Origin of the sequence: Bradyrhizobium sp. B117, assembly GCF_038969555.1 — a bacterium.
Lineage (GTDB): Bacteria > Pseudomonadota > Alphaproteobacteria > Rhizobiales > Xanthobacteraceae > Bradyrhizobium.
The window spans coordinates 7,217,524-7,240,208 of the sequence record NZ_CP152414.1 but is presented as its reverse complement, the minus strand read 5'-3'; the positions used below and the strand labels follow the sequence as shown (position 1 = coordinate 7,240,208).

At 65.1% G+C, this 22,685-nt stretch carries 22 protein-coding genes; 11 read left to right on the top strand and 11 right to left on the bottom strand.

From position 1 onward, the window contains the following. The first annotated feature begins 6 nt into the window (after window positions 1–6). Both AAFG16_RS35010 and ccoS read left to right on the top strand, forming a co-directional pair. Window positions 7–2,199: a cation-translocating P-type ATPase gene (locus AAFG16_RS35010; RefSeq protein WP_342732673.1), complete on the top strand. Its 2,193-nt coding sequence runs from the start codon at window positions 7–9 to the stop codon at window positions 2,197–2,199. Continuing rightward, complete coding sequence (gene ccoS, locus AAFG16_RS35005; RefSeq protein WP_342732671.1) at window positions 2,199–2,366, top strand: cbb3-type cytochrome oxidase assembly protein CcoS; 168 nt, start codon at window positions 2,199–2,201, stop codon at window positions 2,364–2,366. The genes AAFG16_RS35010 and ccoS overlap by 1 nt, the downstream gene beginning before the upstream one ends. On the opposite strand, the gene AAFG16_RS35000 is transcribed toward ccoS, so the two are convergent. Together AAFG16_RS35000 and AAFG16_RS34995 are read right to left on the bottom strand one after the other, a co-directional pair. Beyond that, a complete protein-coding gene (locus tag AAFG16_RS35000; protein ID WP_342732669.1) occupies window positions 2,363–3,565 on the bottom strand; it encodes an MFS transporter in 1,203 nt (400 codons plus the stop codon). The two genes, ccoS and AAFG16_RS35000, sit on opposite strands and share 4 nt — an antisense overlap. Before the next feature lie 102 nt (window positions 3,566–3,667). Then, entirely contained in the window at window positions 3,668–4,150 is a 483-nt protein-coding gene (locus AAFG16_RS34995; protein ID WP_342732667.1) for a cupin domain-containing protein, read from the bottom strand. A gap of 237 nt (window positions 4,151–4,387) precedes the next feature. Between AAFG16_RS34995 and AAFG16_RS34990 the strand changes: the two genes are divergently transcribed. Continuing rightward, on the top strand, window positions 4,388–4,672 hold the full coding sequence (locus AAFG16_RS34990) for a hypothetical protein (protein WP_342732665.1): 285 nt from the start codon (window positions 4,388–4,390) through the stop codon (window positions 4,670–4,672). Between the two features lie 83 nt (window positions 4,673–4,755). Beyond that, a complete protein-coding gene (locus tag AAFG16_RS34985; protein WP_342732663.1) occupies window positions 4,756–5,472 on the top strand; it encodes a peroxiredoxin-like family protein in 717 nt (238 codons plus the stop codon). A gap of 195 nt (window positions 5,473–5,667) precedes the next feature. Here the strand turns inward: AAFG16_RS34985 and AAFG16_RS34980 are convergent, their stop codons facing one another. After that, window positions 5,668–6,549, bottom strand: coding sequence for a LysR family transcriptional regulator (locus tag AAFG16_RS34980; RefSeq protein WP_342732661.1), 882 nt, complete (start codon window positions 6,547–6,549; stop codon window positions 5,668–5,670). 198 nt (window positions 6,550–6,747) lie between these two features. Between AAFG16_RS34980 and AAFG16_RS34975 the strand changes: the two genes are divergently transcribed. Both AAFG16_RS34975 and AAFG16_RS34970 read left to right on the top strand, forming a co-directional pair. Next, window positions 6,748–7,896: a patatin-like phospholipase family protein gene (locus AAFG16_RS34975; protein ID WP_342732658.1), complete on the top strand. Its 1,149-nt coding sequence runs from the start codon at window positions 6,748–6,750 to the stop codon at window positions 7,894–7,896. 83 nt (window positions 7,897–7,979) lie between these two features. Beyond that, window positions 7,980–8,930, top strand: a complete 951-nt coding sequence (locus AAFG16_RS34970; protein ID WP_342741017.1) for an oxygenase MpaB family protein — start codon at window positions 7,980–7,982, stop codon at window positions 8,928–8,930. Window positions 8,931–9,160: 230 nt separating this feature from the next. On the opposite strand, the gene glgA is transcribed toward AAFG16_RS34970, so the two are convergent. Further along, window positions 9,161–10,576: a glycogen synthase GlgA gene (glgA, locus tag AAFG16_RS34965; RefSeq protein ID WP_283080983.1), complete on the bottom strand. Its 1,416-nt coding sequence runs from the start codon at window positions 10,574–10,576 to the stop codon at window positions 9,161–9,163. 204 nt (window positions 10,577–10,780) lie between these two features. Between glgA and AAFG16_RS34960 the strand changes: the two genes are divergently transcribed. From AAFG16_RS34960 to AAFG16_RS34950, 3 genes are all read left to right on the top strand, one after another. Further along, window positions 10,781–11,977: a CoA transferase gene (locus tag AAFG16_RS34960; protein ID WP_342732655.1), complete on the top strand. Its 1,197-nt coding sequence runs from the start codon at window positions 10,781–10,783 to the stop codon at window positions 11,975–11,977. Between the two features lie 148 nt (window positions 11,978–12,125). Beyond that, window positions 12,126–13,193 (top strand): alcohol dehydrogenase, encoded by a 1,068-nt coding sequence (locus AAFG16_RS34955; protein ID WP_283080981.1) that lies wholly within the window; start codon window positions 12,126–12,128, stop codon window positions 13,191–13,193. Window positions 13,194–13,329: 136 nt separating this feature from the next. Further along, window positions 13,330–14,409, top strand: a complete 1,080-nt coding sequence (locus tag AAFG16_RS34950) for an isocitrate/isopropylmalate dehydrogenase family protein (protein WP_342732653.1) — start codon at window positions 13,330–13,332, stop codon at window positions 14,407–14,409. A gap of 40 nt (window positions 14,410–14,449) precedes the next feature. Here the strand turns inward: AAFG16_RS34950 and AAFG16_RS34945 are convergent, their stop codons facing one another. From AAFG16_RS34945 to AAFG16_RS34920, 6 genes are all read right to left on the bottom strand, one after another. Then, complete coding sequence (locus AAFG16_RS34945; protein WP_283080979.1) at window positions 14,450–14,731, bottom strand: hypothetical protein; 282 nt, start codon at window positions 14,729–14,731, stop codon at window positions 14,450–14,452. A 266-nt stretch (window positions 14,732–14,997) separates the two neighbouring features. Next, complete coding sequence (locus tag AAFG16_RS34940; RefSeq protein ID WP_342732651.1) at window positions 14,998–15,819, bottom strand: enoyl-CoA hydratase; 822 nt, start codon at window positions 15,817–15,819, stop codon at window positions 14,998–15,000. A 120-nt stretch (window positions 15,820–15,939) separates the two neighbouring features. Continuing rightward, a complete protein-coding gene (locus AAFG16_RS34935; RefSeq protein WP_342732649.1) occupies window positions 15,940–16,845 on the bottom strand; it encodes a L,D-transpeptidase family protein in 906 nt (301 codons plus the stop codon). Further along, window positions 16,842–17,273, bottom strand: a complete 432-nt coding sequence (locus AAFG16_RS34930) for a hypothetical protein (RefSeq protein WP_342732647.1) — start codon at window positions 17,271–17,273, stop codon at window positions 16,842–16,844. The genes AAFG16_RS34935 and AAFG16_RS34930 overlap by 4 nt, the downstream gene beginning before the upstream one ends. Before the next feature lie 374 nt (window positions 17,274–17,647). Next, on the bottom strand, window positions 17,648–18,019 hold the full coding sequence (locus AAFG16_RS34925; protein ID WP_027558475.1) for a helix-turn-helix transcriptional regulator: 372 nt from the start codon (window positions 18,017–18,019) through the stop codon (window positions 17,648–17,650). A 29-nt stretch (window positions 18,020–18,048) separates the two neighbouring features. Next, window positions 18,049–19,098, bottom strand: a complete 1,050-nt coding sequence (locus AAFG16_RS34920) for a LysR family transcriptional regulator (RefSeq protein ID WP_342732644.1) — start codon at window positions 19,096–19,098, stop codon at window positions 18,049–18,051. Between the two features lie 494 nt (window positions 19,099–19,592). Here AAFG16_RS34920 and AAFG16_RS34915 point away from each other — a divergent pair, with 494 nt between their 5' ends. Together AAFG16_RS34915 and AAFG16_RS34910 are read left to right on the top strand one after the other, a co-directional pair. Further along, window positions 19,593–19,859 carry a hypothetical protein gene (locus tag AAFG16_RS34915; protein ID WP_283080975.1) on the top strand — a complete coding sequence of 89 codons (267 nt, stop codon included), beginning with the start codon at window positions 19,593–19,595 and terminating at the stop codon, window positions 19,857–19,859. Between the two features lie 206 nt (window positions 19,860–20,065). Continuing rightward, entirely contained in the window at window positions 20,066–20,797 is a 732-nt protein-coding gene (locus tag AAFG16_RS34910) for a cytochrome c biogenesis protein CcdA (protein ID WP_283080974.1), read from the top strand. An 81-nt stretch (window positions 20,798–20,878) separates the two neighbouring features. Here the strand turns inward: AAFG16_RS34910 and AAFG16_RS34905 are convergent, their stop codons facing one another. Then, complete coding sequence (locus AAFG16_RS34905; RefSeq protein WP_342741016.1) at window positions 20,879–22,336, bottom strand: sensor histidine kinase; 1,458 nt, start codon at window positions 22,334–22,336, stop codon at window positions 20,879–20,881. Window positions 22,337–22,685 lie beyond the last annotated feature (349 nt).

Genomic DNA, 22,685 nt, shown 5'->3' with positions numbered 1-22,685 from the left:
ATGGTCATGCAGGTCACGCGGGATTTTTCGCACTATGTCCGCGCCGCGGGCGAGGGGATCAAGCATATCGATCTCGCCGTCGAGGGCGTTCACTGCGCCGGCTGCATGGCCAAGATCGAGCGCGGTCTCTCCGCCATTCCCGACGTCACGCTGGCGCGCGTGAACCTCACTGACCGGCGCGTCGCGCTGGAGTGGAAGGCCGGCACGCTCGATCCGGCTCGCTTCATCGATAGGCTCGAGGAGCTGGGCTACAAGGCCTATCCTTACGAGACTGAAAGCGCGGAAGAGGCCGAGGTCGCCGAATCCCGTTTCCTGCTGCGCTGTCTCGGCGTCGCGGCGTTCGCCACCATGAACGTGATGATGCTGTCGATCCCGGTGTGGTCCGGAAACGTCTCGGACATGCTGCCTGAGCAGCGCGACTTCTTCCACTGGCTGTCGGCGCTGATCGCGCTGCCGGCGGCGGCCTATGCCGGCCAGCCGTTCTTCCGCTCGGCCTGGCGCGCGCTGTCGAACAAGACCACCAACATGGACGTGCCGATCTCGATCGGCGTGTGCCTGGCGCTCGGCATGTCCGTGGTGGAGACCATCCACCATGCCGAGCACGCCTATTTCGACGCGGCGATCATGCTGCTGACTTTCCTCTTGGTCGGCCGCTTCCTCGACCAGAACATGCGACGGCGCACCCGCGCGGTCGCCGGCAATCTCGCCGCGCTCAAGGCGGAGACCGCGGCGAAGTTCATCGGGGCTGATGAAATCTCCCAGGTGCCGGTCGCAGCGATCCATCCCGGCGATATCGTGCTGCTGCGGCCCGGCGAGCGCTGCGCGGTCGACGGCACCGTGATCGAGGGACGCTCCGAGATCGACCAGAGCCTGATCACCGGCGAGACGCTCTATGTCACCGCGGAGCAGGGTACGCCGGTCTATGCGGGATCGATGAACATCTCCGGCACGCTGCGGGTGCGGGTCTCGGCGGCGTCGGAAGCGACATTGCTCGCCGAGATCACGCGGCTGCTCGACCACGCGCTGGCCGCACGCTCTCGCTACATGCGGCTCGCCGACCGGGCCTCGAGGCTTTATGCGCCGGTGGTGCATGCGACGGCGCTGATCACGATCCTCGGCTGGGTCGTCGCCGGCGCGTCGTGGCACGATGCGATCGTGACCGGCGTCGCCGTGCTGATCATCACCTGTCCCTGTGCGCTGGGTCTTGCGATCCCCACCGTGCAGACCGTCGCGGCGGGCGCCATGTTCAAGTCCGGCGTTCTACTCAATGCCGGCGACGCGATCGAACGCCTCGCCGAGGCCGACCACATCATCTTCGACAAGACCGGCACGTTGACGCTGCCTGATCTCGAAGTGACCAACGCGGCCGACATCCCTGCCGATGTCTTTGAACTCGCCGGCCGGCTGGCGCTGTCGAGCCATCATCCGGTGGCCGCCGCGGTGGCGCAGGCCGCCGGCGCGAAGTCGCCGATCGTCGGAGCTGTCGAGGAGGCCGGCCAGGGCGTGCGCGCCACGGTGGACGGTGTCGAGCTTCGTCTTGGCCGTCCGTCCTTCTGCGGCGCCGAGGCACTCGTCGGCTTGACCGACGATCTCGATCCCAAGGCCTCCATCGTCGCGTTCAGCAAGGGGAGCGAAAAGTTCATCCTCTCGGTGCGCCAGGGGCTGCGACCGGACGCCCAGGCCGTGATTACGGCGCTGAAGGCGCGCAACATCGGCATCGAGATTCTCTCCGGCGACCGTGAGCCGGCGGTGATCGCGGCGGCGCATGCGCTCGGCATTCCCGAGTGGCGCGCTGGCGTGACGCCGGCCGACAAGATCGCGCGGATCGAGGAGCTGAAGCGGCGCGGCACAAAAGTGCTGATGGTCGGCGACGGCATGAACGACGCGCCCTCGCTGGCGGCCGCTCATGTCTCGATGTCGCCGATCTCGGCCGCGCATCTCAGCCAGGCCACCGCCGATCTCGTCTTCCTTGGCCGGCCGCTCGCTCCCGTCGTCGCCGCCATCGATGCCTCGCGCAAAGCGTTACATCTGATGCGACAAAATCTCTGGCTGGCGATCGGCTACAATGTGCTCGCCGTGCCGGTCGCGATCAGCGGCATCGTCACGCCGCTGATTGCGGCAGCGGCCATGAGCGGATCATCGATCCTGGTGATGCTGAACTCGCTGCGCGCCCGGAACACCTCGCGGGAGATTGGGTAATGGAGATCCTGGTCATCCTGGTGCCGCTGGCCTTGATGCTCGGAGGTGCCGGTCTCGTTGCCTTCCTCTGGTCGCTGAAAAGCGGCCAGTACGACGACCTCGACGGCGCCGCCTGGCGCGCCATCGCCGACGACGAGCCGCCGCAGGAAACCCCGGCGAGACGCTAGCGCTTCAGGGCGAAGGTGAGCAGGGCCGCCAGCGCGAGCGACACGCCGACACCCGCGACGCAGGCGTGCCAGCCGAACTTGTCGAACAATCGTCCGAGCACGGCGGTACCAACCAGCCCGCCGCAGAAGTAACACGCAAGATAGGTCCCGCTGGCAATGCCGCGGTTGTCGGTTGCGGCCTGTCCGACGAAGCCTGTCGCTGCGGCCTGCGCGAAGAACGTGCCGATGCCGGCCATCACCATGCCGGCGAGCACTTCACCGAGATGCGGCGCCAGCATCAAGGGCAGGCCCAGTCCAGCGGTAGCGAGCGATAACCAGATCGCAGGCCGCGTTCCCAGCCGTGCGGCCACCTTGCCGGCGAGCAGCGTCGTGACGACCGACGGCAGGAAGACGAAATAGACGAGGCCGAGGTCCATCATGCCCAGCGACAGCGGCGGCCGTACCAGCACGAAATTGACGAATGTGAAGGTGCCGATGAACGCAAACAGGATGCAGAAGCCGACGCCGAAGGTGGCGCGCATCCGCGGATTGCGCCAATGCGCGATGGTGGCGGCGAGCGGCGAAGCCGCCGGCATCATCGCATGCATCGGCCGCACGCGTCCGATGGTGAAATAGACCAGCACCGCGCCGGCCAGATTGAGCGCTGCGAAGACATAGAAATTCCAGGCAAGGCCGAGGCCGTCAGCGAGCGCCGCCGAGATCAGCCGGCCAAAGAGGTTGCTCGCGACATTGCCGGTGATGTAGGCGGCGAACGCGCCGCCGGCATCCATCGCGCTGCATTGCTCGCCGAGATAGGCGAGGGTGAGTGCGAAGGCAGACGCCATGCACAGGCCCTGGGCGACCCGCAAGATCGTGAAGACGGCAAGATCGGGTGCGGACGCCAGCAGGCTGGTGGGGATTGCCAGCAGCAGGAGGCTCACCAGGATGCCGGCCCGGCGGTTGATGCGCGGGCTGAAGAAACCGATGACGAGGCTCGCAATGGCCATCCCGAAGGTGCTGGCGTTGACGGCAAAGCCCATTGCTGCGGGGGTGACGCCGTAGTGCCGCGTCAACGAGGGCAGGATCGCCTGCGTCGCGAAAAGGTCGACGACGGTCAGGAATGCGGTGAGGCCGATCACGAGCGAGCGCAGCGCGAAACCAGGCGAGTGCGCCTCCATCGTCATCGCGGCCGGTTTGATCGACGCGGAAAGATCGGTCATGGCGTGATTGTCCTTGAAGAATGTGACGCCCGGCATGCGGATGGCATGGGGGATTCCGGGCGCCACATCCGGTAACGAGTGCGCTGGGGCTGGGTGCGCTCGTTACATGTGATGGTCGTTGGGATCCTTGCGGACGTCGCCGACATAGAGAATGACGGTCTCCTTGCCGAGGTTCTTCCACCAATGCGAGGTGCCGTAGACTTCGGGACGAATGTCGCCGGCCTTATGCACGATCGGATCGATGCAGTTGGAGGCGTGTTCAACGATTTCGCCCTGCTGCACGAAGATCAGGGCAGGGCGATCGTCATGGCTGTGCCAGGGCACGATGCCGCCGGGCTCGATGGTCAGCTTGCGGAAGCGGAGTTCGCGGCCCTCGATATGGGCTGGCTGCTTGCCGAGGTCGATTGCGCCGAGCGTGACGTCGGTGACGCCGACAGGCTTGTAGTCGACCATCTGCTGCGCGTTCGGCTTGACCTTGTCGGCCGGACATTCGCCGGCGAGGACTGACTGCGCCGAGACCGTCAGTGCCCCGATAGCGGCAAGGCCCGGCCAGAGCAGGCGAGAGAAGGTGTGGCTCGTGAACATGGGAGGTCTCCTGAGTTGGCCGCGACCTCGCTGGTCGCCGGCGATGGCAGGAGCTTCGTCGAGACCGTCTCGATTCTGAAATGCCGGCTTGCTCTCGATGCGATAGCTGCGCGCTATGTTGATGCGCGGCGGCTATCGAACCGATTGGGCATCGGCATTTCCGCTTCTCCTGTGTCTGGCGTCCGATGGCAGTGCGCCCGATTGGCGGGCGTGCATGTCAATCCGGAGCAGCATCTCATGACGAAAGTGTCCAAAACCCTGATTTTCACCGCCGCCTTCGCGGTCATCGCGACATCGGCTTTCTCGGAGGCGGCCTGGGATTTCAAGGCCGGCATGGCCTATATCTATGGCGGACCCGGCAAGATGTCGGCGATGGCCATGGCCCCTGCCGAGAAGAACCACGAGGCCATGATGAAGAACGCGAAGAAGGTGCCGGAGAACACCGTCTTCTTCATGGACAACGGCACGCTGTACTCGACCTGGGGCCGGCTGGATCCGACCGGCAATTTCTACGTGAACTGAACCGGTCCCGGCATTGCGGCCGCCCCCTTGCGGGCGGCCGAACCAGGAAACTAATATTCATCTCACGAACGCCGGAGCGGAAGATGACGTCTCTCTTGCCAGCCGACGCCGAGCGGCTCAGATCTGCCTTCCTGCGCTGCCGCGACATGGACGGCACGCTGAACGAACAGCTCCGCGCCTATGCCGATGCCAGCCGCGAGGTCTTCCCGGCCTATGGCGAGGCGGTCGACCGCCTGGTGAGGCGATTGGGCGGAAACGGCGGAGGCGAGACCGCGCCACGCCCGGGCGATGCGATGCCGCCATTCATGCTGCCGGACGACGGCGGGCGTCTCGTCACGCTGACTGCGCTGCTGGAGAGCGGCCCGGTCGCGGTGATGTTCTTCCGTGGCCATTGGTGCCCCTATTGCCGGCTCAACGTCCGCGCGGTCGTCCAGGCGCTGGGCCGCATCGAGGCCATGGGCACGCGCGTCGTCGCGATCATGCCGGAGACGCAGGAATATGCGCGGCAGCTCAAGGCCGAATCCGGCGCGCCATTTCCGGTCCTGACCGATCTCGACAACGGCTATGCGCTGTCGCTCAATCTCGCGATCTGGCTCGGCGCCGAAATCCAGAGCCTGCTGTCTTATCAGGACATGGCGAAATTCCACGGCAATGACGGCTGGATGCTGCCGATCCCGGCCGTGTTCGTCGTCGGTCGCGACGGGATCGTGAAGGCCCGCTTTGTCGACCCCGATTTCCGCAAGCGCATGGAGATCGACGATCTGCTCGCAGCGCTGGAAGATGCGGGCGTCGATCAATAGCGCCGAATAGTCTTTCCCTCTCCCCTTGTGGGAGAGGGTGGCTCGCCGCGTAGCGGCGAGACGGGTGAGGGGTCTCTCTCTCCACGAGTGAATATTTCGCGTCGAGTGCGCGGATGCAAACCCCTCATCCGGCGCTTCGCGCCACCTTCTCCCACAAGGGGAGAAGGAGAAGAGCAGCAGCGATAGTTATCGCAGCTACCCAGCAATCTGCCGCCAGTCCGCGCCGCGCAGCATCCGCATCACGGCGTTGGCCACCGCCGTGCGCTGCCGGCCGGCCACGCCGTAAAGACTGACGGTGCGGCGCGCATCGAGCCCGGTGACAGCGGCGCGTTTGAGGCTCTCCGGCACCTGCGAGGTATGTGGCACCATGGCGACGCCGACGTCGGCTTCGACCAGCTCGATCAGATCGCGCTCGCTCGAAATCTCATGTCCATGCTCGATGCCGTGCTCGCGCAGGCTTGCAGCGATGCGGCTGGAGTGCTCGCAGAACGTCCGCCCCAGCAACTGCTCCGCGCGCAGATCGTCGAGTTCGACGTTGCTGCGGCCGGCCAGCCGGTGTCCGCTGCTGACGACGAGCTCGAAACCCTCCGTGAACAGCGGCCACACGTCGAGCCGTTCCCAGGACTCGTCGATCTCGGCGGCGATGCCAAGCTCGGCTTCGCCTTTCTTCAGAAACTCGGCGACATCGCGGCTCGAGCCGCGCAGGAAGCGGAGTTCGAGCCGGTTGAACTGCCGTTTGATCTCGCTGAGATGCGGAATCAGAAGCGCAAGGTCGATCGAATGGGTGAGCGCGATACGAAGTGCGCCGATCTCTCCGCCCTTGAATGAAGAGGCGAGCGAGCGCGCGCCGGCCGCTGCGTCGTAGCACTGCTTGAGCAGCGGATGCATGCGCTGGCCGAGCTCGGTCAGTTGTGCCGCCGGCCGTTCGCGGCGGAACAGATCGCCGCCGAGTTCGGCCTCGAGCTGCTTGATCGCGCGCGTCAGCGAGGGCTGCGTGACGTTGCACTCCTCGGCGGCGCGCGTAAAATTCAACAGCTGCGCAACCGCGAGGAAATAGCGGACCTGGTGCATTTCCATGGATCGGCTCCCAGCGAGATCGGCCGGAAATCTAACCGATCGGGGCGGGGAATGATATGCTGGCTGCTATAGCACGCGCGTATGGTTTCGGAAGCCAGCCGGCATTTCCAAAAAGCCCGACTATCGCCGACAACGGCAGGACGTAACAATTTCCTTACGCCGGGCGAATGATAACCATAGACTCGACAGGAGCGAGACATGAACGGCATGCAGGACAACCCGCAACGAAAGAGTATGGACCTGCCGGGTCAGGTCGTTCTCGTGCTTCAGGGCGGCGGCGCGCTCGGCTCGTACCAGGCCGGGGTCTACCAGGCGCTCCACGAGGCCGGCATCGAGCCGGACTGGATCATCGGTACCTCGATCGGGGCCATCAACGCCAGCCTTATTGCGGGCAACGCGCCGCAGAACCGGCTCGCGCGCTTGAGGGAATTCTGGAAGCGGATGGAGCAGCAGCCGGTCTGGGACTGGCGCGCCGCGTTTCCCGGTTTCAACGAGAAGCTGGCCTATTGGTCGACCGTGACCCACGGCATCGCGGGTTTCTTCCGCCCCAATCCGCTGGCGCATGCCGGGGATTCCTATCCGCTGGGCGCCGATCACGCCGGCTACTATTCGACCGCGCCGCTGGAGACGACGCTGACCGATCTGGTCGACTTCGACCTCGCCAATCGCTGCGCGCCGCGACTGACGGTCGGTGCGGCCCATGTCGGCACCAGCGAGATGCGTTATTTCGACAGCCGCGACGGCGAGCTGACGGTGAAGCATGTGATGGCTTCAGGCGCGCTGCCGCCGGCTTTCCCGGCCGTGCGCATCGACGGCGAACTCTATTGGGACGGAGGCATCCTGTCGAACACGCCGACGGAAGCGGTGTTCGACGACAACCCGCGCAGGGATTCGCTGATCTTCTCCGTGCATCTGTGGAATCCCGTCGGCCCCGAGCCGACCACGATGGCGGAGGTGCTGAACCGGCATAAGGACGTGCAATATTCCAGCCGCATCGCCAGCCAGATCGTGCGCCAGCAGCAGGCCCATCGCCTGCGCCACGTCATCAACCAGCTTGCTGCGCGGTTGCCCGAGAGCGAGCGCAACGATCCCGCGGTGATGGAGCTGATGAGCTACGGCTGTCCGACCCGCATGCATGTGGTGCGGCTGCTGGCGCCGCAGCTCGAGCGCGAGACCCACACCAAGGACATCGACTTCAGCCCGTCCGGCATCACGCGGCGCTGGCATGCCGGCTATGCTCACACGAAGTCGGTGCTCACGCGCAGGCCGTGGATCGGCGAATTCGATCCGCTCGCCGGCGTGGTGCTGCACGAGCATGCGGACGAGATGCCGATGGCTGCGGAATAGGGTATAAGCGATCGCGCGCTTCATCGAATTGCCACAGGCCTTGCGGATCGTCGGCCTTGGTTCGACCTCGAAAGGTCCTGCAATTGGTGTCCGCGAACGATCTGGAATTGGCTCTCGACAAGGTCCGTGCTGACGCCGCGGGACCGGTTGCGGGCGTGTTCGGTCCTGACACGCTGACCTGGCGGATCGACCGCGAAGCCGCCGTCTTTCTCGGTGCCGGCCGCGCGCTGCTGCTTCAACTGGCGCATCCCTGGGTCGCTGCCGCCATCGCCGAGCACTCGACGACCCTTGCCGATCCGATCGGCCGCTTCCATCGCACCTTCGACGTCGTCTTCGCCATGGTGTTCGGCTCGCTCGACCGTGCCTTGCTGTCGGCCCGGCAACTGCACCGGCGCCACACCATGATCGTCGGCGAGATGCCCGAGACCGTCGGCCCCTTCGCGGCCGGCTCGCGCTACTGCGCCAACGACATCCCGTCGCTGCGTTGGGTTCATGCCACGCTGACCGAGTCCGCGCTGATGGCGCACGATTTGGTTCTGCCGCCACTCTCGATCGAGGAGCGTGAGCGCTACTGGACGGAGAGCCGGACCTTTGGCGCGCTGTTCGGGCTGACGGGCGATGATCTGCCGGCGGACTGGGCTGGCTTTGCAGCCTATACCGCGGCAATGGCGCAGTCGGAGACGCTGACCGTCAGCCCGGCCGCGCGCGAGATCGCCGCGAAGATCCTTGGCGGTGCGCGACCGTGGTTGCGGCCGCCGCGCTGGTATCGTGCGCTCACCGCCGGGATGCTGCCGGAGCACCTGCGCGCCGGCTTCGCCCTTGCGCTCGACGAACGGGACGTCAGGTCTGCCGACCGCGCGCTGCGATGGATCCGGCGCGTCTATCCGAAACTGCCTGGCCGGCTGCGCTATGCCAGCCCCTACCAGGAAGCGCAGGCGCGGTTGCGGGGCGAGGCTCAGCCCGACTGGATGATCCGCTGCCTCAACCGCGCCTGGATCGGCCGGCCGCAGATGGATCAGCGCGGGAAGGGCTGAGGCCCAATCTCTCGGGCCCCGGCTCAGCAGCGCACCACGTCGCAAAGGGCGACGCGCTGCGCTGCGTCCGGGGCACGAGAGGAGAGTGAGGTGCGCATTCTATCCACATCGTCATTGCGAGCGCAGCGAAGCAATCCAGAATCTCTCCGCGGAAAGACTCTGGATTGCTTCGCTGCGCTCGCAATGACGGAGGATGGGGCAGCGCGGTCGCGCCTCACAACGCCTCGGCCTCACGCCGACGCCAGCTTCCTGTACAACGCGCTGTAGCTGCCGGCCGAGATGCTCCAGGAGAACGAGCGCCCCATGGCGCTGCGGCGCATGGTGTCGAGCTGGTCATGGGCCATGAAGGCCTCGAAGGCCCTCCGGACGCCGCCGAGGAAGGATTCGTGCGAGGGTCTTGAGAACAGGAATCCGGTCTCGCCGTCGGAGATGGTCTCGGCAAGGCCGCCGGTCTGGTGGCCGATCGGCAGCGAGCCGAAGCGCTGGGCGTACATCTGGCTGAGGCCGCACGGCTCGAACCGCGACGGCATCAAGGTGAAATCGCTGCCCGCAAAAATGCGGCGCGCCTGGGCGTCGTTGAAGCCGATGGTGACGCCGATAGCGTCGGGACGGCGGCGATGCGCGTTGATCAAGGCCTGCTCGAGCGCCGGTTCGCCGGAGCCGGTGACCACGATCTGCCCGCCGGCATCGACGATCTCGTCGGCGGCCGACAGCACGAGGTCGATGCCCTTCTGGTGCACGAGGCGCGCGACGATCGCGAACATCGGTCCGCGCGAGACCGCAAGGCCGAACTGCTTGCGCACATAATCCGCATTGGCCTTCTTGCCGACCCAGTCGCCGGCGCCGAACTGCTGGGCGAGCTGGGCGCAATAGCGCGGGTCCCAGCTCTCGTCGATGCCGTTGAGGATGCCGGTGAGCTCGGACGCGTCCGAGCGGACGCGCAGCAGGCCTTCGAGGCCGCAGCCGAATTCCTCCGTGGTGATCTCGCGCGCATAGGTGCCGCTGACCGTGGTGAGGTGCGAGGCGTAGACCAGGCCCGCTTTCAGGAAGGAGAGCTGATCGTAGAATTCGACGCCGTCGATGTGGAAGGAACTCTCCGGTGCGCCGATCCGCCGCAGCGAGTCCTTCGGGAAGAGGCCCTGATAGGCGAGGTTGTGGATGGTCAAGATCGACGGCAGCTTGGCGCCGCGCCAGGCGAGATAGGCCGGCACCAGCGACGCCTGCCAGTCGTTGGCATGGATCAGGTCGGCTGCCCAATTCTTGTCCAGCTTGCCCATGGCCAGCTCAGCGGCGGCCGAGGCAAACCGCGCGAAGCGGATGTCGTTGTCAGGCCAGTCGCGCCCGGACTCGTCGCCATAGGGGTTGCCGGGCCGGTCGTAGAGTTGTGAGCACAACAGCACATAGACCGGCAGGCCGTCCTTGGTCGCGGCCCGTCCCAGCGAGCAGGCCGGCATCTCGGCGAAGGCCGGACAGCGGCCAACGATCTGAATATGCGTGAGTTGTTCGATGATGTCGCGGTAGCCGGGCAGCATCACCCGGATATCGGCAAAGGGGCGGAGCGCTCGGGGCAAGGCGGCGGAAACGGCCCCAAGCCCGCCGACGCGGACGAAGTCGTCCATCTCTGTCGTGACGAACAAGACCCTCAAGAACAGCTGCCCTCTTCCGATCCCGTTTGCTGCTATGCAAGAACGGGTCCAGTTGTCCCGGAATTCCCAAGCCCGCCTACAAGTCGCGTCCGTTCGGTAAAGACTTTCCTACTCAGCCGCTGCCCTCTAGGGTCGACGCACCAACAAAAGAGAACATTGGTTGTTCCTAAGCGACCCAAGGACACAGGCGAGGACGCGGCAAGCATGCAGTTAGCAGATAAGCATGAGGGGACGACGACAAAGGCGTTCGCCGGCCTCAGGGTCCTGGATTTTTCGACCACCATCGCCGGCCCGCATTGCGCGCGGATGCTCGCCGACATGGGGGCGGAGGTCATCAAGATCGAGACCGACGGCGGTGAGACGATGCGGACCCGGCCGCCGCTGCGCAAGGGCTGCAGCACCGTGTTCGGCCAGCTCAATGTCGGCAAGAAGAGCGTCGTGCTCGACCTCAAATCCGAGGACGGCAGGGAGGCGGTGCGCCGGCTGGCCGCGACCGCGGACATCCTGGTCGAGAATTTTCGCCCCGGTGTGATGCGCCGGCTGCGGCTCGACTACGACAGCCTGCGTCCGGTCAACGAGAGGCTGATCTATTGCTCGATCTCGGGTTATGGCCAGACCGGGCCGTCGGCCGAGCTGCCGGCCTATGCGCCGGTGATCCATGCGGCCTCCGGCTACGACATGGCGCATCTCGCCTACCAGCCCGGCCGCAATCGCCCCGATTATTGCGGCATCTATCATGCCGACGTCGTCACCGGCACCTATGGCTTCGGCGCGATTGCCTCTGCGCTCTATCAGCGCACCGTCACCGGGCAGGGCCAGCACATCGATGTCTCCATGCTGGAGTCGATTCTGAGCCTGACGGTGATCGAATTGCAGAGCTCGCAATTTGCGGTCAAGCCGCCGCCGCGGCCGATGTTCGGGCCGACCGAGACCGCGAACGGCTATGTCATGATCACGATCGCCAGCGAGAAGACGTTCCAGTTGCTGATGGGCGTGATCGGCCGTCCCGAATGGATCACCGATGCCCGCTTCGCCAGCTATGGCGCGCGCCGCGGCAATTGGGCGGACCTGATGGACGGTGTCGAAGCCTGGTCGCGGCAGCTGTCGACCGAGGCCTGTCTCGCCGCGCTTGCCGCGGCCGGCGTGCCGGCGTCGGCCTATCGCACCGTGGCCGAGGCGCTGGCCGATCCGCAGCTCGCGCACCGCCAGGCGCTCTCGCCCGTCGAGGACGAAGGCGGCTCGTTCCAGGTGCTCAATCTGCCGTTCCGGATGTCGGGCGCCGATACCACGCCGGGCAGGACGATGGCCGTGCTCGGCGAGCACACGCGCGAATTGCGCGGCGAGGTCGGACTCACCGATGACGCGTCCATTCCGCCCGGCAAGACCGCCGCGCGTGGCTGACGAACATCGTCCTGCGGCAAGCAATCCGGCCCTGCATGTGCTCGGCTTGCCACGGTCCACCGGTGTCAACTAGACAGGTCCAGGTTTGTCTCGCCCGGCCTGCCATGGCATGCTGGCGGGACAACAAGAAGTATGCGGGAGGACGCCGATGAAGAGTTTCAAGGTTGCCGATTTCAAGGCGCCGCTGCAGGAGTTCGACGAAGCCACGCCGCAGCCGTCGGGCACGCAGGTGCTGATCAAGGTGAAGGCCGCCGGTGTCTGCCACAGCGACCTCCACATCTGGGAAGGCGGCTACGATCTCGGCCACGGCCGCAAGCCGCTGTCGCTGAAGGATCGCGGCATCAATCTGCCGCTGACCATGGGCCACGAGACCGTCGGCGAAGTCCTCGCCTTCGGTCCCGACGTCAAGCCAACCGACCAGGGCGACCTCAAGCTCGGCGATGTCGGCCTCGTCTATCCCTGGATCGGCTGCGGCAAATGCGCGACCTGCCTTGCCGGCGACGAGAACATGTGCCTGACGCCGCGCTCGCTCGGCGTCTATTGCGACGGCGGCTATTCCGACCACATGCTGGTGCCGCATCCGCGCTATCTGCTCAATCTCAAGGGCCTCGATCCCGCAACGACCGCGCCCTATGCGTGCTCGGGCGTGACCACCTACAGCGCGCTGAAGAAGGTCGAGCAGCATTTCGACACGCCGATCGTGATGTTCGGCGCCGGCGGTCTCGGCCTGATGGCGCTGTCGCTCTTGAAGGCGATGGGCGGCAAGGGCGCGATCATGGTCGACATCGACGCCAGGAAGCGCGAAGCGGCGGAAAAGGCTGGCGCTCTCGCCACCGTCGATCCCAAGGCACCTGACGCGCTCGAGCAGCTCGCGAAGAAAGCGGGCGGACCGATCCGCGCCGTGATCGATCTCGTCGGCAACGCTGCGACCACGCAGCTCGGCTTCGACTGCCTGACCAAGGGCGGCAAGCTCGTCATCGTCGGCTTGTTCGGCGGCGGTGCGACCTGGGCGCTGCCGCTGATCCCGATCAAGGCGGTGACGATCCAGGGCAGCTATGTCGGAAACTTGCGCGAGACGCAGGAGCTGCTCGATCTGGTCCGCACCAAGAAGGTGCCGCCGATCCCGGTGACGACGGCACCGCTCGCCAAGGCCAACGATGCGCTGCTGCAGTTGCAGCAGGGCGCGGTGGTCGGCCGCACGGTGCTGACGCCGTAGTCCCACGCTCTCTTCTTCGTCATTGCGAGCGAAGCGAAGCAATCCAGAGTCTTTCCGCGGAGACAGTCTGGATTGCTTCGTCGCTTCGCTCCTCGCAATGACGAACCACTTCTTCCTTTGCGCAGGAACTCGCTAAATGTCCGCAAACAACGCCTTCCACATTGCCGTGCTCGCCGGTGACGGCATCGGTCCCGAAGTCATGGCACCGGCCATCGAGGTGCTGCGCAAGATCGAGCAGACATCGGACTTGCGCTTCCGCTTCACCGAGGCGCCGGCCGGTGCCAACAATTATCTCGCGACCGGCAAGTCGATGCCCGACTCCACGATCAAGCTGTGCGAGGAGGCGGACGCGATCCTGCTGGGCGCCTGCGGCCTGCCGTCGGTGCGCTACCCCGACAACACCGAGATCGCGCCGCAGATCGAGCTGCGCTTCATCTTCGATCTCTATGCCGGCGTGCGTCCGGCGCGACTCATTCCCGGCGTGCCGAGCCCGATCGTCGGTGCCGACAAGCGCGGCATCGATCTCGTCGTGATCCGCGAGTCCACCGAAGGCCTGTTCGCCTCGATGGGCAAGGGCGTCGTCACCCATGAGGACGCGCGCGAGACCATGGTGATCACGCGCAAGACCTCCGAGCGCCTGTTCGAGTTCTCGTTTCGCCTCGCCGAGCGGCGCAAGGCGCGCGGCAAGCCGGGTGCGCTCACCTGCGTCGACAAGGCGAACGTGTTCAAGGCCTTTGCATTCTTCCGCGGCATCTTCGACGAGATCGAGAAGAAGCATCCCGATGTGAAGACCGACCGGCTCTATGTCGATGCCTGCTCCGCGATGCTGGTGAAGCGGCCCTGGGATTTCGACGTGATGGTGATGGAGAACATGTTCGGCGACATCGTCTCCGACATCACCGCGAGTTTGATCGGCGGTCTCGGCATGGCGCCGTCGGCGGACATCGGCGACAAATACGCCGTGTTCCAGCCGTGCCACGGCACCGCCCCCGATATCATGGGGCAGGGCAAGGCCAATCCCACCGGCATGATCCTGTCCGCGGCTATGATGCTGGACTGGCTCGCCGACAAGCACGGCGTCGAGAGCGCGGCGGAAGCCGGCGAGCAGATCGAGCGCGCGGTGGACCAGGTCTATGCCGGCGGCATCAAGCCGATGGAGTTCGGCGGCAGCAACGGCACGGCGGATATCACGAAGGCGGTGCTGGGAGCGCTGTAGTCGGAGCAAAGGAAAAGGGGCCTTGTGGCCCCTTCGTTGCTCACCAGCGGCGCCAGTGGCGATGGCCGTAGCCCCACGGACGGGGACCGTAGAAGCGGCGCGGGCCGCCGTAGTAACCATAGGCGCCGTAGTAGTTCGGACGCCACCAGCAGCGGCCCCAGGCATTGCAGACCATCCGTACCTGGTCGACATTCGCCGCCGGGCCGCTTGCGACCTTGTCGGCCTGCGGAATGCCGTTCGGCATCGCCGCGAGCGCTTGTCCCGACGCCAGCGCAGCTCCGCCCAGGGCAGCCAGACCAAGAACAGCAAATTTCAGTTTCATCGCGATCTCCCTCGTTAGTGGCGAGAGAACTTGCGGCGGATCAAGTAGTTGCTATCGCGATGCGGGAAGCAGAGGAATTTAATCTTGGTGAATGTCTATTCACCCTGGCTCGTGGTTCCAAATGCGTTGGGGGTCTTTCCTCGTCGTCATTGCGAGCACAGCGAAGCAATCCAGAATCCCTCCATGGAAAGATTCTGGATTGCTTCGTCGCAAGAGCTCCTCGCAATGACGGTGGTGAGAGGTGTGCGCTCGCAACGACTGGATCGTCACTTCCCCGAGAATTTCGGCTTGCGCTTCTCCATGAAGGCCTGCCGGCCCTCACGAAAATCCGCCGAGTCCATGCAGGCATTTCCGATCGCCTTGATGGCGTTCATGTCGCGCCGGCTTTCGTCCTTCAGCACCTGTGCGATGGTGATCTTCGCGGCCTTGATCGCGAGCGGGGCGTTGTGCGCGATCGTCTCGGCGATCGCCATGGTCTCGCCCCAGAGCTGATCGTCGGGGAACACCCGTTCGATGAGGCCGATGCGCAGCGCCTCGGCGGAATCGATCCGCATGCCCGTATACATCAACAGCCGCGCCCAGGACGGGCCGACCAGCGAGACCAGGTGCTTCAAGCCGTCAAAGCCATAGGCGATGCCGAGCTTCGCGGCGGGAATGCCGAACTGGCTGTCATGCGCGGCGATGCGGATGTCGGCGAGCATCGCGACCTGCATGCCGCCGCCGAGGCAGAAGCCCTGGATGCAGGCGATGGTCGGCTTGGGGTAATCGGCCAGCAATGCGCGCTGGGCGGCGCTGCGCTTGCCGGTTTCCTCCGACGCTGCCGCGTTGTGGCGCGTCTTCTCGAACTGGCTGATATCGGCTCCCGAGACGAACGCCTTGCCGCCGGCGCCGCGCAGGATCACGACGCGGACTGCATCGTCGTCGCGCAAGGCCGTCAGCGCCTCGCCAAATCCCTCCCACATCTCCAGCGACATCGCGTTGCGCTTGTCGGGATTGTTGAAAACGATGACGCCGACACCGTCAGTGACCCGCTTGAGGATCTTGCCGTCGGCGTAAGGTGTTTCGGTCGGGTTGAAAGTGTCGGGCATCGCGCGCTCGCTCGTCATGGGCCGAGCGCAATGTGCGGCCCCGGCCGGGCCCGGGTCAACCGCGGCAAGGCATGCGGCCTTGCACCCGCCTGTGCCGCGATTGCATGGCGCGAGAGGCGCTTATTGCGTCACATGCATGTGCGCGGTGAGCGGATGGCCGCCGGCATTGCTGAAGAACGCCGCCTCTTCGGCAGTGGCCTCCAGGAGCTGCTCGTCCTGGTTATAGACGTCGTTGCGGAACTGGACGGTCTGGTCCTTCGTCATCCACGCCGTCAGATAGATCCAGGCCACCGGCACCTTCTTCGCCATGGCGACGTCAAGATGCTGCCCTGTGGCGATCTCCGCATCGATCGCGGCGCGGCTCCATTTCGGCTGGTCCTTGAGCAGCCAGGCGGCGAGATCGCGCACATTGTCGACGCGCGAGCAGCCATGGGAATCGAAGCGATAATCGTCGCTGAACAGATTGCGCTGGTTGGTGTCGTGCATGTAGACCGAATAGGAATTCGGCATGTCGATCTTGACCGCGCCGAGCGCGTTGAACGTGCCGTTTTGCTGGCGCACGGTGAAGTTCGGCGTGTGCGTGCCCGACCAGTCGACCGAATGCGGATCGATCGGATTGTCATGGGCGTCGAGCACTTCCATGTGCATGCGCGAAAGATAAGTCGGATCTTTCCGCATATGCGCGGAGATCTCGGTCTTGGCGATCGAGGCCGGCACCGTCCAGGTCGGATTGAGCACGACACTGGTGATCTGCGCCGTCAGCGTCGGCGAGGGTTTTTCGGTCTTGCCGACGATGACGCGATAACGCCGCACCACGACGTCGTTCTCGACCGCTTCGGCAAAGGCGGCGGGAATATTGACCACGACATAGCGCTGGCCGAAGTCGAAATTCATGTTCTCGAGCCGCTGCAGCGATGCCTCCAGCTGCCGGATCCGCTTCTGCACCGGCACGTTCATCGCCGCGATCGTGCGCGGCGTCATCATGCCGGTCGGGGCGAGGCCATGGCGGGCCTGAAAACGCTTCACGGCGCCCGCGAGATCCTGGTCGAAGGCGCCGGATCGCCGGAGACGATCAGCCGCTTGCGCAACAGATCATCGTTGGCACCCTGGACGCCGACACCGAATTTGGCATCCGCCGGAATCGTCGGCCAGCCGCCGCGCACCGCGAGGTCCGAATAGCTCAGCGCCGCGTCCTTGATGCGCTGGGCAGAACCCTCGTCATAGGTCGGCTCATGCGTCATCGCGAGGGCTGCGGCCGAGCGGCTCTCCGGCGTCGAGGCGGGCGTCGACGCGGCCGCTTTCGGCGCGGCCGAATGGGCCGGGTTCGCCGCGGCCGGCATCGTACCTGATGTTGCCGGCTTGGGACCGGCCTGTCCAATGGTCTCCGTCTGCGCCAGCGCGGAGACGCTCGTGAGCACGCCGAGGGCAATGATCATCGCAACGCGTTTCGACATGTGTCCCGTCTTCCCCTTGAGAACGAGGCCCGCAACGGGCGCTCGCATTGGCAATTCCAAGGCCCGCCGCGCCGCGTGCGCCGATTGGTCAAACCGGCGGGAAATTACGGCACCAGAGTTGAGGTCCCATTAAGCACGGCAGGCAAAAACCCCGCGCGTCCGATGCGGGCTTCTCGATTGGGTCGCGCCAGGGGTGGGATGGGTTCGCGATATCCGCGACGAATGGCGGCTCAATAGCCGAGAAAAAGGCGGCCAAGCCGCCCTGAGAAAGGCCGCGCGCATGCGCGCGAGCCCAAATCCGTGGTCTCGTTCAATCCGGCCACGCCCCCGCGACGCGGCGGATTGAACATCGGCCGTAGCAGCCAGATCCGATCTCAGCCTTCGTTCGCTGCAATCGATTCCATCAGCGAAACGAGCTGACGCTGCACCGTCTGGTCCTTGATCTTGCTGTAGGCGCGCAGCAGCCGGAGGCTGAAGGCGCTGTCGAGGAAGAGCAGGCTCTCGACCTCGCGCGCCTTGTTGTCGCCGTCATAGAAGAAGGTCACGGGCACGTCGAGGGCGGAGGCGATCTGCTGAAGCCGAGCCGCGCCGACGCGATTGACGCCCTTCTCGTATTTCTGGACCTGCTGGAAGCTGACGCCGAGCTTTTCGCCGAGCTCGGCCTGCGAGATCTTCATCTCGACGCGCCGCAAACGAATCCGCTTGCCAAGCTCGATGTCCGGCTTGCCGGCACTGCGCTGCTTCATTCTCTTCGCCGCTGCTTTCATTTTAGTCTTCACCTTTGTTCTTCGGTTGAAAATCCCCCGAAGAGCTGGGTCAGGGGTTCGCCCATATACGAGTCCTTGAATTCATGCGGATGCACGAACTCTTCCTTAAACCACGGGAAGCGAGCCGGACTGAAAGCCTCGATCAGCCAGTCAATCATGTGCCGCACGCGTGGAATCCGGCCGCTACCGGGATGGTAGGACAACCAGATATCCAGCGGTCGGTTCAATTCGACCTCCAGTGGAATCAACTTCCCGCCGAGCGCAATGGCGTAGCTCGGGAATACGCCGATTCCGGCGCCATTCGCGACTGCCCAATAGTTTGCGCTCGAGACGTTGGTCTTCATGACCAGAAGGTCACGTTCCTGAACGCCCGGAAAGAAGCTCTCGAATGTTTCCTTGGCAGCGAGCTGATCGGCGAATTGCAGCACCAGGCGGTGCTTGATCAATTCCGCCGCTGAGCGTGGCGTGCCGTATTTCTCAAGGTATTTTTCCGAAGCCCAGAACATCAGGTGCATGCGGCCGAGCCGCACCAGCTTGATGTCGAGCGCCGAAGGACGCGACAGGTGGATGGCGACGTCGGCCTCGTGGCGGGAGACGTCGGCCGAGCGCATCGCGCAATGCAAATCGACCAGGATCTTGGGATAGGCCTGCTGGAATTCGACGAGGCGCGGAGCGAGCCAGAATGTGCCGAGCCCTTCGGTGACGGCGACCCGGACCTCGCCGGACAGGACGTTGGCCATCGAATCGCTGGCGCGCAGCACGTCGAAGGTGGCCGCCTCCATCCGCTCCACGGCGGACACCACCAGCGCGCCTTCGTCGGTCAGATGAGTGCCGTGGACGTCGCGGGTGAACAGGGTCGCGCCGGTCTGGCGTTCGAAATCATCGATCCGGCGGCGCACTGCGTTGATCGACAGCGACAAGCGTTCGGCCGCCGAACGGAAACTGCCGCAACGGACGACTTCCAGAAATATGCGGGCCGCATCCCAATCCGAGAGCCCGCTGAGATTTGCCTTCGGGCGTTCCTCCAGAGGAACGCCCCTTTCCGCCAAGGAGTGCATACAAGTCCCTTCGGTCCGCTAAACTGGCAGAATCTGGCGCGAACCACAACCACGACGGGTTGGGGAATGACGAGTTTTGAACGTCATCCTTACTACCTAATGGGAGGTATTGGAGTGCTGCCGGGAGCTGGGACAAAGGCTGGGAATCGGGCAGACCATCGCCCGGATGAGGGGTGTAGCGTGAGTTCCGTTGCGAGCCGAGACATGGCTGCGGGATTGTCGGCGCTGCCCACAATGGTGGTCCTTGCGCAAGAGCCGGCGCAGCCCTCCGGGATGGATCAATCGCGGCGCGCAGAGCGTTTGACCATGGACCGCTTCGGGACCAGCCGGCAGCGCAGCCGCGCAATATTCGCAGATGCCGCGGTTTCAAGTCAGAAACACACTGAAATCATGTTCGGAGGCGCCACGGCCTCATGCTATCCTCGGTTACCCATGGGGGCCGAAGGGGTGGTCACAAACACGTCTCACAGGCCGAATTAACGGAAAGAACGCCGGTGTCGCATTCAGACGAACAGTTGCAGTCGGTGCTGGAAACACTTGAGGAGTGCCGCAAGGTCCTCAACGAGATCAACAGCCGTGAGTCGGCCGAACTTCTGTCCATCGTCATTCTCGACGTGCGGATGAAACTCAAAGGAATTGACAGCGCCGATCTCAAGGCGCTGTGCGACGAAATGCTGCGGAACGCCGGAAGCGAACCGCCGCCCCCTTCCAAGCAGACGCAGGACCAGCCCCGGCGTCCGCTGCTCCGCGTGGTGAAGTAGCCGCGCCGCCGGATCTCGCTTTTTGGCGAGGTTTGTGCGCGTCCCGATGCCGCATCTGTGATCGCAGGCGGCATCGGGAGGAGCCCTGGTTTGATCGCGCCTCTGTTGCGCATTATGCCGCATCGGCTACACCAGAGCCGTTCGGCTCCGGTGCGCGCGCATCCCCCGCGCGCGGCCAAAGAGCCTGAGATGGCTCCGACTGCATCATGCAAAATGTTTCGATCCCGGCGGCGCTGATTGCCGGCCTCGTCAGCTTCCTCTCCCCTTGCGTCCTGCCTCTGGTTCCGCCCTATCTGATCTATCTGACGGGCGCGACGATCGAGCATGTGGAGAGCGAGGAGCCGGCCTCGGCCTCCAAGCGCGCGATCATGATGGCGGCGCTGCTGTTCGTGCTCGGCTTCTCCACCGTGTTCGTGGCGCTGGGGGCCAGCGCCTCGCTGGTCGGCTCCCTGATCCGCGCCTGGTCGGCCGAGCTGTCGATCCTTGCCGGCGTCGTCATCATCGTCATGGGCCTGCACTTCCTGGGGCTGACCCGCATCGGCCTGCTGATGCGCGAGGGGCGCCTGACCGCACCCAAGCCTGTTGGCCTCTGGGGCGCCTATGTCATGGGCCTTGCCTTCGCCTTCGGCTGGACGCCTTGCATCGGCCCGATCCTCGCTGCGATCCTCTCGATCGCCGCGGCGGAAGCGACGGTGACAAAGGGCGCAGGGCTGCTCGCGGTCTATTCCGCGGGCCTCGGCATTCCTTTCCTGATCGCCGCACTGATGATCGAGCAGTTCTCGAAACTGTTCGCACGCATGAAGGGCCAGCTCGTCAATGTCGAGCGTGCCATGGGCGTCCTCATGGTGATCACCGGGATCGGCTTCCTCACCGGCGCGGTCTCGAATGTGAGCATCTGGCTGCTGGAGACGTTCCCGGCGCTGCAGACGATCGGGTAAGAACTCGCAGCAAAGCGCGCAAGCGCCTCGCGGCGACCTCGATGCCTAGTCCTGGCCCGTCCGGCACGCGCACGACCCCGTTCACCGCGTCTCGTCCAGCGCGCAGGTGATCGTGCAGACCACGCCGCGCGGCAGGAAGTCGACGGTCGCCTCGCCGCCGAGCTGGTCGCGGGCGCTGCGCTCGATCAGGCGCGAGCCGAAGCCGCGCCGCACCGGCTCCGTCACCGGCGGCCCGCCGATCTCGGTCCAGATCAACCGCAGCCGCGGCTTCGGTGTATCGGCGATGACCTCCCAGTCCAGCGTCACCCGGCCGGTCTCGTTGGACAGCGCGCCGTATTTCGCGGCGTTGGTGGCGATCTCGTGCACGATCATCGACAGCACCACGGCGAGCCGCGGCGACAGCGGCACGTCGGGCCCGGCCATGCGGATACGGTCGGGATTGCTCAGCAGGAACGGCTGGAGCGCGCGGGCGACCACGTCGCGCAGCTCCGAGCCGGCCCATTTCTCCTGGCTGAGCAGATTGTGCGCCTCGGCGAGCGCGCCGAGCCGTCCCTCGAACTTGGTCCGCTCGTCGCGGCTGGCGCTGCGGAAGGTCTGCACCGCGATCGCCTGCATCAGGGCCAGCGTGTTCTTGACGCGATGATTGAGCTCCTCGATCAGCAGATTGTGCAGCATCTCGCCGCGCGCGATCGTGGTCGCCATCCGCACCGCGAAGGTCAGGCCAATCAGCAGCAGCACGCCGCCGATCAGGCTGGAGATCGCGATGTTGCGCCACAGCGGTGCGATCAACGAGCTTTCCGGCACGCCCGCGGCGACCGTCCATCCCGTCAGTCGCGATCGCGTGTAGGCGGACGCGAGCGCAACGCCGTCGAGCGAGATCGAGGAGAGGCTCGCCTCGGGCGTGCGAAACAATTCCGCAAACAGCGAGGGCGAGGCGCGCTTGCCGAAGGTCTCACCGGGATTGGGCACGCGCGCGAACACCGTGCCGGTGGTGTCGAGCAGCGAGACGGTCCACAGCTGGTCGGGCCGCTGCTTCTCGACCAGCTGCTGGAAGATGCTGACCGGCGGAGAGAAGCAGAGATCGTAGATCACTTCGCCGTCGCGCAAGACCGGCACTTCGACGGTCAACACCTGTCGCCCGTTGATAGCGCCGGTGAACAGGTCGGAATATTGCGGCGCCTTGGTCGCAAACACCTTCTCGACGGTCTGCAGATGGCCGCGCCGCGGCAGGCTTGCGGTGTCCTCCGTCGCCGAGGAGAACAGCAGCCGGCCCTTGCGGTCGGAGATCAGCAGCAGTCCGCCCTTGCCGTACTGATCGAGGAAGCCGAGCGCGATGCGACGGAAGTTCGGGAAATCGTCGTCGCGCAGCGCATTCGTCAGCGCAAGCACCTGCAAGCCGCCGGTCATCCGCTGCACCTCGGAATCGAGCACGAGGCGCATGCTTCGCACCGTTTCCAGTACGCGCTGCGTCGCGTCGCTGCGGTCCTGGCGGTAGTTGGAATAGGCAAGGCCGACCGCGAAGACGATCAGCGGCAACATCGTCCCCGTGACCAGAAGGGCAAGCCGGACCGGCAGGGTGAGCTTTGACAAAACGCGGGCGTCCCGGTTCCGGCGCAACGGCGCCGGATTATGATTTTGAACAGACCATACGAGCGGGCTTTGCGCGGCGCCACGATTTTCGCATGCGGCAAGCGGTCTTGGAGAGCGATATTGCGGCGCAGTTGCGGGACGCCCTGCGCTTCAGGTCATGCTGATTGCGGTCAATAGTAGACACATGGCGTAAACAGCCGCCAGGCTGAGCCCGGCAATCCGGGCCTCTCGATGCGATCTCATGCGCTGAACTCCGGAAAGGGCGGCTGCCGTCGCGGCCGCCGCCCGTCCGTTACGC